The organism is Streptomyces aculeolatus, from assembly GCF_020400605.1.
In the GTDB taxonomy this organism is placed as follows: Bacteria; Actinomycetota; Actinomycetes; order Streptomycetales; family Streptomycetaceae; genus Streptomyces; species Streptomyces aculeolatus.
Genome location: NZ_JAINRD010000007.1, coordinates 58,411 through 71,731 on the forward strand (window position 1 = coordinate 58,411; position 13,321 = coordinate 71,731).

Here is a 13,321-nt window from a genome sequence, read left to right on the forward strand (position 1 = left end):
TTCTCGGCGACCCCGGTGATCCCCGTACGCTTCACAGTGTGAACCGACTGATGTCCCGTGACGCAGAGCCCGAGTCCGGCCCCGACGCGCTGCTGCCCGGGGCGCTCCCGGCACCGCTGAACGCCGAACTCATCGCGTTCCGCCGGGACTTGCACATGCACCCGGAGCTGGGCAACCAGGAGTTCCGTACCACCGCCGCGATCAAGGAGCGGCTGGAGCAGGAGGGCCTCGCCCCCCGCGTGCTCCCGGCGGGCACGGGCCTGATCTGCGACATCGGCATCCCGGACGGCGGGACGGCCCCCGGCCCGATGCTGGCGCTGCGCGCGGACATCGACGCGCTGCCGATCCCGGACACCAAGACGGTCCCGTACCGCTCCGCCGTCCCGGACCGCGCCCACGCCTGCGGCCACGACGTCCACACGGCCGTCGTCCTGGGCGCGGGCATCGTCCTCGCCGGCCTGGCCCGCGAGGGCCTGCTGCCGCACCCGGTACGGCTGATCTTCCAGCCCGCGGAGGAGGTGCTGCCCGGCGGTGCGACCGACGCCATCGAGGCGGGCGTCCTGGAGGGCGTGGGCCGGATCATCGGCGTGCACTGCGACCCGCGCGTGGAGGTGGGCCGCATCGGCCTGCGCCAGGGCGCCATCACGTCCGCCTGCGACCGCCTCGAAATCTCCCTCGACGGCCCCGGCGGCCACACCGCCCGCCCCCACCTGACCACCGACCTGGTCACGGCCGCCGCCCGCGTCGCCACCGACGTACCGGCGCTCCTGTCCCGCCGCGTGGACGCCCGCGCGGGCCTGGCGGTCACCTTCGGCCGCCTCCACGCCGGCCACGCCTGCAACGTCGTCCCGCAGCACGCGGAGCTGTCCGGCACGGTCCGCTGCCTGGACCTGGACACCTGGCGCCGCGCCCCGGACATGGTCCACGCGGCGGTCGACGAGGTCGCGGCGATGCACCGCGCGAAGTCCGCGATCACGTACGTCCGCGGCGTCCCGCCGGTGGTCAACGAACCGGCGACGACGGCGCTGCTGGCGAACGCGATGACGGCGCGGCGGGGAACGGAGTCGGTGGAGACGACGGAACAGAGCCTGGGCGGGGAGGACTTCTCCTGGTACCTGGAGCACGTCCCGGGCGCGCTGGCGCGGCTGGGCGTGCGGGCGGTGGGGGAGACGGGGCTGCCGCGGGACCTGCACCAGGGGGACTTCGACGTGGACGAGGGCGCGATCCGCGTGGGGGTCGAGCTGTTCACGGCGGCGGCGCTGCTGGACGCGGGGGCGGGGGCGGTGGTGTAGGGGCGGACTCGGCGACACGGGTTCGCAGCCTGGCTACGCGATGCACGTCGGCGCCGGCCGAAAGAGGAGACGCGGGGGAGCTGCGGCCTACGGGGTCTCTGCGGCCTCTGCGGCCTCTGGGGGCCTCTGCGGCCTCTCAGCGCACGGGGACGAGCGTCAGGTAGGCGAGGCCGAGCACGCCGCGGTACCCCCGGAGCCACATGCTGCGGTGGCGGTCGACGCGGTCGCGGGTCTCCTCGGCCAGGGGATGGTCGGGGTGGGCGGCGAGCCACTCCTCGACGTCGGACTGGTAGGCGGACTCGAAGTCCTCCCATTCGTCGTCGCCGGCGGTCTCGATCCAGGCGGGCCGGAAGCCCGCGGCGACGGCGAGGTCGACGAGGCCGGCGAGGTCGAGGTGCTCGGTGGGGGAGGCGTCCGGCCACATGGCGGACAACTCGGCGGTGGTGGGAGGCCGTTGCCAGATCCCCTCGCCGAGAACGACACGGCCGCCGGGGGCGACCAGGCGGCGGAGGGCGTGCAGGGCGGCGGAGGTGTGCTCGGGGGGCGGGGCGTCGCTGAGGGCGTGGCTGGCGCCGAAGCACAGGACGAGGTCGGCGGGACCGTGGGCTGTGCCGACGGCGGACTCCCGGACGAACCGTACGCGCTCGGCGAGCCCACGGGCCTCGGCGCCGGCGCGGCCGCGGGCGAGGTCTTCCTCGTTGAGGTCGATGCCGACACCGGTCGAGCCGGGGGTGGCCTCAAGGAAGCGAAGCATGAACTCGCCCCAGCCACAGCCGATGTCGAGGACGGAGGCAGGGGCGGTCGGGGAGCCAGGGGCGTCGTCAGGGGAGGCGGGGGAGGCGGGGACGGGTGGAGCGGACAGCCGGCGGATCATCCGGACGGCGCGGTCCTCGGAGAGGGGGCCGTGGAAGGTGAGCCGGGTGAGGCGGGGAGGGGAGGAGGAGTGGTACATGCCCGGAACGCTAGAACGACCCGGCAGCACAGGGGTACCGATTTCCCAGCTCCACCCCACCCACCTCCCCGCACTCCCACCCAAGGGTAGGAGCCCGCTCTGACAACGCAGCCGGGCCACCGGCGCGTTCAGACCCCATCTCCCCGCACGCCCGCCCAAGGGTATGCGCGTGCTCTAACAATTCAGTCGGGTCGCTGGCGCGGTGGGTGGCTCTGACGCGCGTGGGCCGGGTGCGGGGTTTGCGGTTTCCCCGCGCCACCCCCCGATCTCCCCTCACGCCCGCCCAAGGGTATGCGCCTGCTCTGACAACGAACCCGGGTCCCGGGCGAGGTCGGCGGGTCTGACGTGTGTGCGGGACGGGTGCGGGGGTTACGGCGCCGGGGTGAGCGGTTGGTACGCGGAGTGTGGCGGTGTCCGGGGATGCGGCGAGGGGAGTGGCGGTGTCGCTGGGGCTCCCCCCGGGCCACCCCGCTCTTTGAGTGTGGGCCTGCGTCCGGCGTCAAGGGCGTTCCCTCCGCTTCGCTGCGGGAACGTCGCTGCGCGATGGGGCTTCGCCCCACCCTTGACCCCGGACTCCGGCCCGTGACAGACCGGCAGCTAAGGGTGGCCCAGGGGGAGCGGGCACCCGAACGCCGTGCCTACGGAGGCAGAGCCCGGCGGACGGGGGCCGGACCACCCGAGCCGGAACTGCCCGATCACCGAGGCGTCCCCGCGGACGGGGGCGGGCCACCGGAGCTGGGCACACCACTGCCGCCGGCGCCCCGCCGGAGGAGATTGGTCGTAACCGGCGGTAACTCACCCCCAATAACATGCTAAATCGCCCATGCGCCCTGACTTTCGCCCACCTGCGCACACCCAACACCTCCAGCGACGCCAGCCTCCGCCCAGACCGCACCCAGCGAACGCAACGTAGACAAAGTCGCCGCACCGGCGTGCAAAACCCGGACAAAGCGCCCAGCAGGGCCCGACTTTCGCCCAGCCGGATGCGCTAACCCGCCCCAGCCGCCACCGACCACCGCCCGAGCAGTCCGGAGTGGGTGCTATCTGCACGAACTCCCGGCAACCCGCCAGCCAAACCAGCGCAATTCACCCACGCGAACCGACTTTTGCCCACCCGCGCGCACCCACCGGCCCCAGGCCCCCGCACCCGGGCCCACTCCGCGTACCGACCGCTCACCCCGGCGGCCGTAACCCCCGCACCCGTCCCGCACACACGTCAGACCCGCTGACCTCGCCCGGGACCCGGGTTCGTTGTCAGAGCGGGCGCATACCCTTGGGTGGGCGTGAGGGGAGATCGGGGGGTGGCGCGGGGGAACCGCAAACCCCGCACCCGGCCCACGCGCGCGTCAAAGCCGCCCACCGCGCCAGCGACCCGACTGCGTTGTCAGTTCACGCGCATACCCTTGGGTGGGTGTGCGGGGTTCTTCCTTGGGGTTCGGCTTTCCTGTCGGCCCTCGGTCCGCTTCTCCGCCCCGAACGCGCCCCCCGCCGCCGCCAAAACCGCCGCCCCCGCCGCCCGTTCCGGCAGTCCCGGGTCGGGTGCCCCGCGTAGCAGTACCAGTTGGTGGTACACCGGTGCCGTCGCCGCTATCAGCAGGGCCCGTGCGTCCGTGTCCCCCCGGAGTTCGCCCCGTTCCGCCGCCCGCGCCACCACGGCCTCGCACTGCCCGTACCGGTCCTCCCACAGCCGCGTCTGCGCCTCCGCCGCCTGTTCCGAGTGGTACGAGGCCGCCATCAACGCCACGGCGAAGGACGGGCGTACGGTCAGCGACTCCTGGATCTCCTCGTTCAGCGCCGTCAGGTCGCCGCGCAGCGAGCCGGTGTCCGGCGGGTGCCAGTCCATCTCGCCGGCGGCGTCGATCACGTCCGCGAGCAGGCCGCCCACGTCGCGCCAACGGCGGTAGACCGTGGCGCGGTGTACTCCCGCCCTGGTCGCGACCCCCTCCATCGTGAGTTCTCCGTGGCCGTTCTCCGCGAGTTCGGCGCGCACCGCGTCGAGGACCTGGGCCCGGACCCTGGCGGTGCGCCCTCCCGGGCGGCGACCCCGGCCGCCGCCGTCCGCTGGTGGTGTGGCCTTCTGGGCTGTCATCGGTAGTCCGCAATTCGGTTGATCAACGGGCCAGTGGTGCGTCAGCATCTTAACGCTACAGTTGTCGCACTAACCGAGACCAGGAGCCGTCCTTCCCATGCCGCCCCTTCCCGCCGACCCCACCGTCCTCCACCCCATGCCCGACCACCCGCGCGTCGTCCTCCTCAAGCCCCTCCTGACCTCCCCCCTCATCGAAGCCGGGGACTTCTCCTACTACGACGATCCCGACGACCCCACCGCCTTCGAGACCCGCAACGTGCTCTACCACTACGGCCCCGAGCGCCTCGTCATCGGCAAGTACTGCGCCCTCGGCACCGGCACCCGGTTCCTCATGAACGGCGCCAACCACCGCATGGACGGCCCCTCCACGTTCCCCTTCCCCACCATGGGCGGTTCCTGGGCCGAGCACTTCGACCTCATCACCGGCCTGCCGGGCCGCGGCGACACCGTCGTCGGCAACGACGTGTGGTTCGGGCACGGCGCCACGGTCATGCCCGGCGTACGGATCGGCCACGGGGCGATCGTCGCCGCCGGGGCCGTCGTCACCGGTGACGTGCCCGACTACGGCATCGTCGGCGGCAACCCGGCCCGTCTCATCCGTACGCGCTACGACGCCGCCGACGTCGCCCGGCTCCTCGCCGTCGCGTGGTGGGACTGGCCCGTCGAGCACATCACCGCCCATGTGCGGACGATCATGGCCGGTACCGTCGCCGAACTGGAGGCCGTTGTCCCGTAGATCGCGTGTATCGCGTAGTCCCCGTAGCCCCGTAGCCCCGTAGCCCCGTAGGCCGTCGGCTGCGTGTACACCCCGCAGAACCGCACCACCTGGAAACGAGAGATCGCCCATGCCCCCTCGCCGCGCCCACATCGCCATGGTCGGCATTCCCGCCGTCAGCCACGTCCTGCCCAGCCTCGCCGTCATCCGTGAACTCGTGGCCCGCGGGCACCGCGTCACCTACGCCAACGACCCCTTCATCGCCGACCGCATCGAGCCCACCGGCGCGGAACTGGTGCCCTGCACCTCCACGCTGCCCGTCGCCGACAACGACTGGCCCGCCGACCCCATCGCCGCGTCGGGCCTCTTCCTCGCCGACGCCATCCAGGCCCTCCCCCAACTGCACGCCGCCTACGACGACGATCCCGCCGACCTGTACCTCTACGACATCGGCGCCTACGCCGCCCGCGCCCTCGGCGAGGCGCAGGGCCGGCCCCTCCTCCAGTTGTCCCCGACGTTCGTCGCCTGGGACGGCTACGAGGAGGAAGTCGCCGCCCACCTGCGGAAGCTGCCCGGCGCCGACGCGTACCAGGCGAAGTTCGCGCGGTGGCTCGCCGAGTGCGGGGCGACGACCAAGGACGTCGACGCCTTCTCGGGGCCGCCCGGCCGCGCCCTCGCCCTCATCCCGCGGGCGATGCAGCCGAACGCCGACCGCGTCGACGCCGGGACGGTGACCTTCGTCGGCCCGTGCTTCGACACGAACCCGGACGGCTGGACCCGCCCGCCCGGTGCCGACCGGGTGCTGCTCGTCTCGCTCGGCTCCGCGTACACCCGTCAACCGGAGTTCTACCGGCAGTGCATCGCCGCCTTCGGCGACCTGCCCGGCTGGCACGTCGTCCTCGGGATCGGCAAGCACACCGACCCGGGCGAACTCGGCGCCGTCCCGCGCAGCGTCGAGGTGCACTCCTGGGTCCCGCAGCGGGCCGTCCTGGAGCAGGCCGACGCCTTCGTCACCCACGCCGGGATGGGCGGCTGCGGCGAGGGGCTGCTGGCGGGCGTCCCCATGATCGCCGTGCCGCAGGGCGCCGAGCAGTTCATGAACGCCGACCGGCTCGTGGAGTTGGGCATCGCCCGCCGGGTGGACACCGCCGACGCCACCGCCGAGACCCTGCGCGCGGCGCTGGACGCCCTGATGACGGATCCGGAACGGGCCGACAGGTCCCGGCGGTTGCAGGCCGAGGCCCGCACCGAGGGCGGTACGCACCGCGCCGCCGACCTCATCGAGACCATGCTGCCCGCCGCCCTCCGACCCGCCCGGCCCACCTGATCACGCTTCACCTGCCCCTCTCGGAGGCATCGCCGGGAAAGAGATCCAGCAACTGCGTCAGCGAGCCGACGCAGGGCACCGCCGACGCCGCGGGGCCGGTCCGGCGCAGCGCCCGCCCCGCGTACCCGAGTCCGATCGCCGCGGCGACCAGCTCCGGGTCGTCGTCGACGAACAGGCACTGCCCGGGAGGGACGCCCAGCGCGGTGCTGGCGTGGTGGTACATGCGCGGATCGGGCTTGTTGCAGCCGAGGACGGCGGAGACGGCGTACGCCTCGAAGAACCGGCCGATCCCGAGTGCGGCGTGCAGATCCGGCAGGTTGGGCCAGGCGTCGGACACCACGGCCATCCGCACACCCCGCCGGCTCAGCTCCACGAGGGTCTCCTCGACGTCCGGGTACGTCTCCAGGAACGCCGACGGCGGAACGTCGCGGCGGAGGTCGGCGAGGAGACGCGGAGCCGGGTCCACGCCGAGGTGGCGAAGCAGCACCCGGTGGTAGTCGTCCCGGCCGGGTGTCGAGGCCGAGGCGGCAAGGAAGTGGTCACCCGCGGCGATCGCCGCAGCGAACTGCCGCGGTGAGACGGACGGGGCGTGGGCGAGGACGGTCTCCTCGAAGTCGGCCCGGGGATTCCAGCGCCCGCCGATCGGCCGCATCAGGACGCCGCCCGAGTCGAAGAGGACGGCGCGGAGCGCCGGGGGAGGGGCCGGTCGAGTCGTCACGTGCCCAGTCTGGTGAATCCCTTCCCCGTACGCCATCGGCCGGAGCCCGGCGGCGACTCGCGGACGCCCGGTCACCGCCGCCACCGAAGCAACGCCGCCACCGAAGCAACCGCCGCCCCGACGACCGTCGCGCCGCTAGAAGGCGTTCACCGGCTCGTACGTCCCCCACACCCCCCGCAGTGCCTCGCACACCTCGCCCACCGTCGCCCGCGCCGCCAGCGCGGTCCGCATCGGATACAGCACGTTCGCCGTCCCCTCCGCCGCCGTCCGCAGCTCCGCCAGTGCCGCCTCCACCGCGTCCCCGTCGCGCGTCGCCCGCAGCCGGGCGAGGCGCTCCACCTGCCGCGCCTCGATCTCCGGGTCGACGCGCAGCGGCTCGTACGGCTCCTCCTCGGCCAGTTGGTAGCGGTTGACGCCCACCACGACCCGTTCGCCGCACTCCGTCTCCTGCGCGATCCGGTACGCGTTCCGTTCGATCTCGCCCTTCTGGAAGCCGTTCTCGATCGCGCTGACCGCGCCGCCCTGGGCCTCGACCCGCTGCATCAGCTCCACCGCCGCCACCTCCAGGTCGTCGGTCATCGTCTCCACCACGTACGACCCGGCGAACGGGTCGACGGTCGCGGTCACGTCCGTCTCGTACGCCAGCACCTGCTGCGTCCGCAGCGCGAGCCGCGCCGACTTGTCGGTGGGCAGCGCGATGGCCTCGTCGAAGGAGTTGGTGTGCAGCGACTGCGTGCCGCCGAGGACCGCCGCCAGCGCCTGGACCGTGACCCGGGCGAGGTTCACCTCGGGCTGCTGGGCGGTGAGCTGGACGCCGGCGGTCTGGGTGTGGAAGCGCAGCATCAGCGACCTGGGGTCGCGCGCGCCGAACTCCTCGCGCATCACCTGCGCCCAGATGCGGCGCGCGGCGCGGAACTTGGCCACCTCCTCCAGCACCGTCGTCCGGGAGACGAAGAAGAACGACAGTCTGGGCGCGAAGTCGTCCACCCCCATGCCGGCCGCGACCGCCGTACGCACGTACTCGACGCCGTCCGCGAGCGTGAACGCGACCTCCTGGGCGGGCGAGGCGCCCGCCTCCGCCATGTGGTACCCGGAGATGGAGATGGTGTTCCACTTCGGCATCTCGGCGCGGCAGTACCGGAAGATGTCGGCGGTCAGCCGCAGCGACGGCTTCGGCGGGAAGATGTACGTCCCGCGCGCGATGTACTCCTTCAGCACGTCGTTCTGGACGGTGCCGGTGAGCTGCGCCGCGGGCACGCCCTGCTCCTCGGCGACGAGCTGGTAGAGCAGGAGCAGCAGCGCTGCCGGGGCGTTGATCGTCATCGACGTGGACACCCGGTCCAGCGGGATGCCGTCGAGGAGGACCCGCATGTCGTCGACCGAGTCGACGGCGACGCCGACCTTGCCGACCTCGCCGCGCGCGAGGACCGCGTCGGAGTCGTGACCCATCTGCGTCGGCAGGTCGAAGGCGACGGACAGGCCCGTCGTGCCGTGGGCGATCAGGTCGCGGTAGCGCGCGTTGGACTCGGCGGCGGTGCCGAAGCCCGCGTACTGGCGCATCGTCCACGGCCGGCCGGTGTACATCGTCGGGTAGACGCCGCGGGTGTACGGGTACGCCCCGGGTGCCCCGAGCCGCACCTCCGGGTGCCAGCCGGCCAGGGCCTCCGGCCCGTACACCGGCTCGATCGGCAGGCCGGACTCCGAGTGGCGCGCCATGCGATCCCTGCCCTTCCCCGACCTCCGCGGCCTTCTCCGGCCTTCCGCGTCGGCACGGAACCGCAGCCCCGTGCCGCAGCCCGGCGTCTGCACGGACTGTAGCCACGAGCGTACGCTCCGCCGCCGACAACGGCCCGGGACCGGCCGCGCGCCGCCTGGAAACGGCCCGCCGGCCGAACGCAAGGTGTCCGGGAGGCAACAGTGCGCTACGGGGTTCCGCAGGGGCCCCCGCGTCGGAGAGAATCGTTCGACGTCGTGCGGGAGGGAACCGGGGGGGCGGGCGAATTGCGTCCAGCACATATGAGCGTTCACAGGAAGCTCCGTTCGATGCGCGTGGCCGTCGCGCTCGCTGCCGCCGCGGCGGCGCTCGCGGCGGGATGTTCCGCCTCCGCGGACGCGGCCGGCGGCGGGGGCCGCTCGGCGCCGCCGTCGAGCGCGGCGCCGGCGACGTCGGAGGAGCCCGCGGAGCCCTCGGCCACGCCGTCCGAGGAGAAGCCGGAGAAGAAGCCGGAGAAGAAGCCCGAGGCCGAGGCGTCGGCGTCCAGGACGCCCACCCCGGAGCCGACGCCCGAGGGCCCCGAGGTGCTCATGGCCGTGGGCGACGAGAGCGAGCAGGTACGGGAGCTGCAGGCCCGGCTGCGCGCGGAGGGCGTCTTCGACCGGAGCCCCACCGCCTACTACGGGCCGGTCACCGCCGACGCCGTCTCGGCGTTCCAGGAGGACCGGGGCCTGCCGCGCACCGGCGAGACCGACGTCGTCACGTGGGAGCGGCTGAAGGCCCGTACGGACGAGCCCGCGCGCGACGAGCTGTACCCGCCGACGTCGCAGGCCATGGAGAAGCCCGACCCGCGGTGCAACGAGGGGCGGGTGCTGTGCGTGAGCAAGCGCAGCGACACCCTGCGGTGGATGAAGGACGGCGAGGTGCTGGCGGCGATGGACGTGCGCTTCGGGTCGCAGTACACGCCGACCCGCGAGGGCGTGTTCGAGGTCTTTCTCAAGAGCCGGCACCACGTCTCGACGCTCTACGACACCCCCATGCCCTACGCGATGTTCTTCAGCGGCGGCCAGGCGGTGCACTACTCCGCGGACTTCGCCGCCAACGGCTACGCCGGCGCCTCGCACGGCTGTGTGAACGTGCGCGACGAGGCGAAGATCGCGAAGCTCTTCGGGGAGGTCCGCGTCGGCGACAAGGTGGTCGTCTACGACTGAGCGCGCGGCGCGTACGGCGTCCGCGGTGCCGTACGCGCCGTACGCAGGGGCTGAGCTGTGGCTGTGACACTTTCTCCGCCGACGACGCTGTAAGTGATGTGCCGACTGGTCATCGGCCCAGCGCTCGGCCGGGGTTCCCCCCGTACCTGCGGCTCAGCGCATATGGCGCGGGCGGGTTGCGTTCCCCCAGCACCGCCCGCGCCACCCCCCTCTTCCGGCCGCCTTCCACAACCCGTACGCCACGTGTCGTACCGCAGCGTGCGTAGGGCCCCTCTCAGGCGCCCAGGCCCAGCCTCAACTGCTCCTCCGAGCCCTCCGGGTTCTCCGCGCTCTCCGGATTCTCCGCGCTCGCGGGGCTCCCGGGGCTCTCCGGGCTCTCGGTGTTCTCCGAATCCGGGCTCCGCTCCCGAAAGCCCGCCGACGCCACCAGCTCGGCGAGCTGCCGCAGCCCGCGGTGGGCGGCGGTACGCACCGCGCCCGGCCGCTTGCCGAGCACCTTCCCGGCGTCGGTGGCGCGCATCCCCGCCACCGTGCGCAGCAGCACCGCCTCCGCCTGGTCCCGGGGCAGCTTGGAGATGAGCCCGAGCACCTGCCGGGTGCCCATCGACTCCAGCGCGTGGTCCTCGGCCGCGCGCTCCGCGGGCAGGTCGTGGAGCCCCTCGTCGAGCAGCACGCCCTGCGGGCGGCGGCGTTCGCGGCGCAGCAGGTCGAGCGCGCGGCGCCGGGCGACCGTGACCGTCCAGCCGCGGAACGACGGGCCGTCGCCGCGGAACCTGCCCAGGTCGCGCGCGATCACCAGCCAGGCGTCGGCGGCCACGTCCTCGGCGTCGTCGCCCACCACGCCGCGCAGATACGCGAGCAGTACCGGCTGGAGCCGCCGGTAGAGCGCGGTGAACGCCTCCTCGTCGCCGTTCTGGGCGCGGAGGACCAGTGGCTGGAGGTCCTCGTCCGCAACCTTGTGTCCCGGGGCCGCCCGTGCGGCCGCCGGTCTGTCGTTTTCCCCCACCTTGTGCGCCTCGTGATCGGCCTGCGGCACTGTGCACCGTGCCCGCGCCCCCGCGCGCTCTCCGTCAGGCCGCTGCCCCAGCCACACCCGGAATCGAACAGAACAGTGCAACAATGCCAGACATCATGGGCGTTTGACGTGAGCACCCCCACATTCCTCCTGTATAGGCAGGAGACCGCTTCGGGCTCACGTGTCCGGCTCCGGGTGAAACGGGACAAAAGGCCGATCCGGCGGGCGACTTGCGGGGGAGCGGGGAGCGGGGAGCTGGGAGGAGCGGGGCCGCGGGTGTCAGCCGGTGGCCGGCTCCTCGGGCGCCGGCTCGGAGGCGGTGCCCGTCGCCGAGGGTTCCGGTACGGGTGACTCCGAGATGTTGGCGCTCGGGTTCGGCGACGGGCCCTCCTGCGGCGGGCCTTCGCTGCTGCCGCCGTCCTCGCTGCCGCCGTCGGTGTCGCCGCCGCTGTCCCCGCCGGTGCCGCCCGGGTCCGTACCCGGGTCGGTCGGCAGCGACGGGCTCGGGCTCGTCGGCTCCTCGGTGTCGCCGCCCGTGCTGCCCCCGGAGGAGCCGCCCGTGGAGCCGCCGGTGCCGCCGCCGGTGGCGCCGCCCGGCGTACCCACGCTCGTGCCCAGCCGGTTCGAGCAGTACGAGGCCATCGCCTCCGGCGAACCGGCCGCCTGCTCCAGGACGCGCAGCCGGCCCTGGCCGGGCATCGTGCCCGTACCGGCCTGCGCGGCGAGGTAGTCGCGGCACAGCTCGTCGAGCACGGAGTCCGCGTCCGCCATGTTCGGCGGCTCGTCACCCCGGATGTCGCCGATGACATCGCGCCCCGGCAGGTCCGTGTCCGTACCGCCGCCCTGGCCCTTGGTGTCCTTGCCGTCCTTGCCGGAGTCCTTGTGCTTTCCGTCCTTGTCCGACCCCTTGCCGCCCCCGGCGGCGGAGCCGTCCTCCTTCTCGCCGCCGGGGGTCTGCGCCGACGACGTGGCGCCCACGCTCGGCGACCGGTTGTTGCCACCGGTGTCCTGGATGAACGACGGCGCCGGCAGCACACCCGCGGTGGAGGCCACCGCGACCCCGCCCAGCGCACACGCCGCCACCGCGCCCACCACGCTCAGCCGCAGCGACCGCAGCCGCTGCACGACGCCGGAGCGGCGCCGTCCGCGGCGCGTCTCGAACGGCGACTCGGCGGCGAACTCCGCCGCCGACGCTGGACTCGGGCTCTCCTGCGCGGCCCGGAACGCCGCCAGCGCGGCCTGCTCCCCGGGGGCCCGGCCGTTCGCGTCCGGCTGCCCGGACTCGGCCACCCGCGCCAGCACGGCGGCCAACCGCTCGGCCGCGGCCCGGTCCTCCGGCGACCAGCGCTTACGCCCTCGCCGGCCGCTGCCGTCCGCGAAGTCGAGCGGCTCCCCGCGAAGCAGTCGCTCCGCGACGTCCTCGTCGAGCCAGCCGTACCGGTCGTCCACCATCACATTTCCTTAAGCGTCCGCGCGGCCGATTGCGTCACACCGCCAGGCTGCTGCCCTTCCCCGGGCGGAACGTCCCCCTCTTCCTGCGGCCTCTCGATCAGCGCGGTCAACTGCTTGAGGCCGCGGTGTGCCGCCGTACGCACCGCGCCCGGGCTCTTGCCCAGGACCTCGGCGGTGCGCTTGGCGTCCAGTCCCATGATCACGCGCAGCACCACGACTTCGGCGTAGTCGCGGGGCAGCCGCGCGATGAAGGCCATCGTGCGGCCCGTACCGAGTGCCTCGATCGCCTCCTCCGCGGTGTCCGAGGCCGCGGGCCGGTCGGCGAGTTCGGTCTCGTCGCCGCCGGCGACGGGCCTGCGGGAGCGCATGCGTACGTGGTCGAGCGCGCGGTTGCGCGCTATGCGTGCGGCCCAGCCGCGGAAGTGGTCGGCGTCCCCGCTGAACGAGCCGAGGTCGCGGGCGATCTGCAGCCACGCCTCGGAGGTCACGTCCTCGGCGTCGCCGTCGCCGACGAGGCTGCGCACGTATCCGAGCAGGCGTGGGTGCACCGTCCGGAACACGATGCGGAACGCTGCCTCGTCACCACGCTGGGCAGCGTGCACCGCGCCGGACAGCGCGGCGTCTTCCGCGTATTCCCCCTGCACGGTGGTCAGTCGGTCCGTGGCGCCGGGAGACGCAGTACACGCGGACACATCTGCGGAGCACCCCCGGATCTGGGCGGACCGTCGAGCGATGGTCGAACGAATGTCTGTGCGCCAGGTCGGCGCGAGGTGCACGCTACGGCGGTGGCGGTCCCTTCGCAACACACCCGGACACTCCCCACCCGGTCGCATGAG

11 protein-coding genes are annotated in these 13,321 nt (G+C 73.4%); 4 read left to right on the forward strand and 7 right to left on the reverse strand.

Annotated features, from left to right (window positions below; translation table 11 throughout):
• Positions 1-50: 50 nt before the first annotated feature.
• Positions 51-1,292 (forward strand): amidohydrolase, encoded by a 1,242-nt coding sequence (locus LG396_RS14670; protein ID WP_225795241.1) that lies wholly within the window; start codon positions 51-53, stop codon positions 1,290-1,292.
• A 136-nt stretch (positions 1,293-1,428) separates the two neighbouring features.
• Here LG396_RS14670 and LG396_RS14675 read toward each other — a convergent pair whose 3' ends face one another.
• Together LG396_RS14675 and LG396_RS14680 are read right to left on the reverse strand one after the other, a co-directional pair.
• Entirely contained in the window at positions 1,429-2,244 is an 816-nt protein-coding gene (locus LG396_RS14675; RefSeq protein WP_225795106.1) for an SAM-dependent methyltransferase, read from the reverse strand.
• 1,384 nt (positions 2,245-3,628) lie between these two features.
• A complete protein-coding gene (locus LG396_RS14680) occupies positions 3,629-4,234 on the reverse strand; it encodes a TetR/AcrR family transcriptional regulator (protein ID WP_372483511.1) in 606 nt (201 codons plus the stop codon).
• Positions 4,235-4,430: 196 nt separating this feature from the next.
• Between LG396_RS14680 and LG396_RS14685 the strand changes: the two genes are divergently transcribed.
• Together LG396_RS14685 and LG396_RS14690 are read left to right on the forward strand one after the other, a co-directional pair.
• Entirely contained in the window at positions 4,431-5,069 is a 639-nt protein-coding gene (locus LG396_RS14685; protein WP_225795108.1) for a CatB-related O-acetyltransferase, read from the forward strand.
• 109 nt (positions 5,070-5,178) lie between these two features.
• On the forward strand, positions 5,179-6,375 hold the full coding sequence (locus tag LG396_RS14690) for a macrolide family glycosyltransferase (RefSeq protein ID WP_225795109.1): 1,197 nt from the start codon (positions 5,179-5,181) through the stop codon (positions 6,373-6,375).
• 7 nt (positions 6,376-6,382) lie between these two features.
• Here the strand turns inward: LG396_RS14690 and LG396_RS14695 are convergent, their stop codons facing one another.
• Positions 6,383-7,093: an HAD family hydrolase gene (locus LG396_RS14695; protein ID WP_225795110.1), complete on the reverse strand. Its 711-nt coding sequence runs from the start codon at positions 7,091-7,093 to the stop codon at positions 6,383-6,385.
• Positions 7,094-7,228: 135 nt separating this feature from the next.
• A complete protein-coding gene (locus tag LG396_RS14700; RefSeq protein ID WP_225795111.1) occupies positions 7,229-8,809 on the reverse strand; it encodes an acyl-CoA mutase large subunit family protein in 1,581 nt (526 codons plus the stop codon).
• Between the two features lie 300 nt (positions 8,810-9,109).
• Between LG396_RS14700 and LG396_RS14705 the strand changes: the two genes are divergently transcribed.
• On the forward strand, positions 9,110-10,018 hold the full coding sequence (locus tag LG396_RS14705) for a L,D-transpeptidase family protein (RefSeq protein ID WP_372483504.1): 909 nt from the start codon (positions 9,110-9,112) through the stop codon (positions 10,016-10,018).
• A gap of 274 nt (positions 10,019-10,292) precedes the next feature.
• Here the strand turns inward: LG396_RS14705 and LG396_RS14710 are convergent, their stop codons facing one another.
• The 3 genes from LG396_RS14710 to LG396_RS14720 form a co-directional block, all read right to left on the reverse strand.
• Positions 10,293-11,054, reverse strand: coding sequence for an RNA polymerase sigma factor (locus LG396_RS14710; RefSeq protein WP_225795113.1), 762 nt, complete (start codon positions 11,052-11,054; stop codon positions 10,293-10,295).
• Between the two features lie 258 nt (positions 11,055-11,312).
• On the reverse strand, positions 11,313-12,485 hold the full coding sequence (locus LG396_RS14715) for a hypothetical protein (RefSeq protein ID WP_225795114.1): 1,173 nt from the start codon (positions 12,483-12,485) through the stop codon (positions 11,313-11,315).
• A complete protein-coding gene (locus tag LG396_RS14720) occupies positions 12,485-13,129 on the reverse strand; it encodes an RNA polymerase sigma factor (protein WP_225795115.1) in 645 nt (214 codons plus the stop codon). Before LG396_RS14720 ends, LG396_RS14715 begins: the two co-directional genes overlap by 1 nt.
• Between the last annotated feature and the right edge of the window lie 192 nt (positions 13,130-13,321).

Excerpts from the sequence above, each read along its gene's own strand:
- LG396_RS14670 (WP_225795241.1), top strand. The coding sequence starts at position 51 with ATGTCCCGTGACGCAGAGCCCGAGTCCGGCCCCGACGCGCTGCTGCCC.
- LG396_RS14675 (WP_225795106.1), bottom strand. The coding sequence starts at position 2,244 with ATGTACCACTCCTCCTCCCCTCCCCGCCTCACCCGGCTCACCTTCCAC.
- LG396_RS14685 (WP_225795108.1), top strand. The coding sequence starts at position 4,431 with ATGCCGCCCCTTCCCGCCGACCCCACCGTCCTCCACCCCATGCCCGAC.
- LG396_RS14690 (WP_225795109.1), top strand. The coding sequence starts at position 5,179 with ATGCCCCCTCGCCGCGCCCACATCGCCATGGTCGGCATTCCCGCCGTC.
- LG396_RS14700 (WP_225795111.1), bottom strand. The coding sequence starts at position 8,809 with ATGGCGCGCCACTCGGAGTCCGGCCTGCCGATCGAGCCGGTGTACGGG.
- LG396_RS14705 (WP_372483504.1), top strand. The coding sequence starts at position 9,110 with ATGAGCGTTCACAGGAAGCTCCGTTCGATGCGCGTGGCCGTCGCGCTC.
- LG396_RS14715 (WP_225795114.1), bottom strand. The coding sequence starts at position 12,485 with ATGGTGGACGACCGGTACGGCTGGCTCGACGAGGACGTCGCGGAGCGA.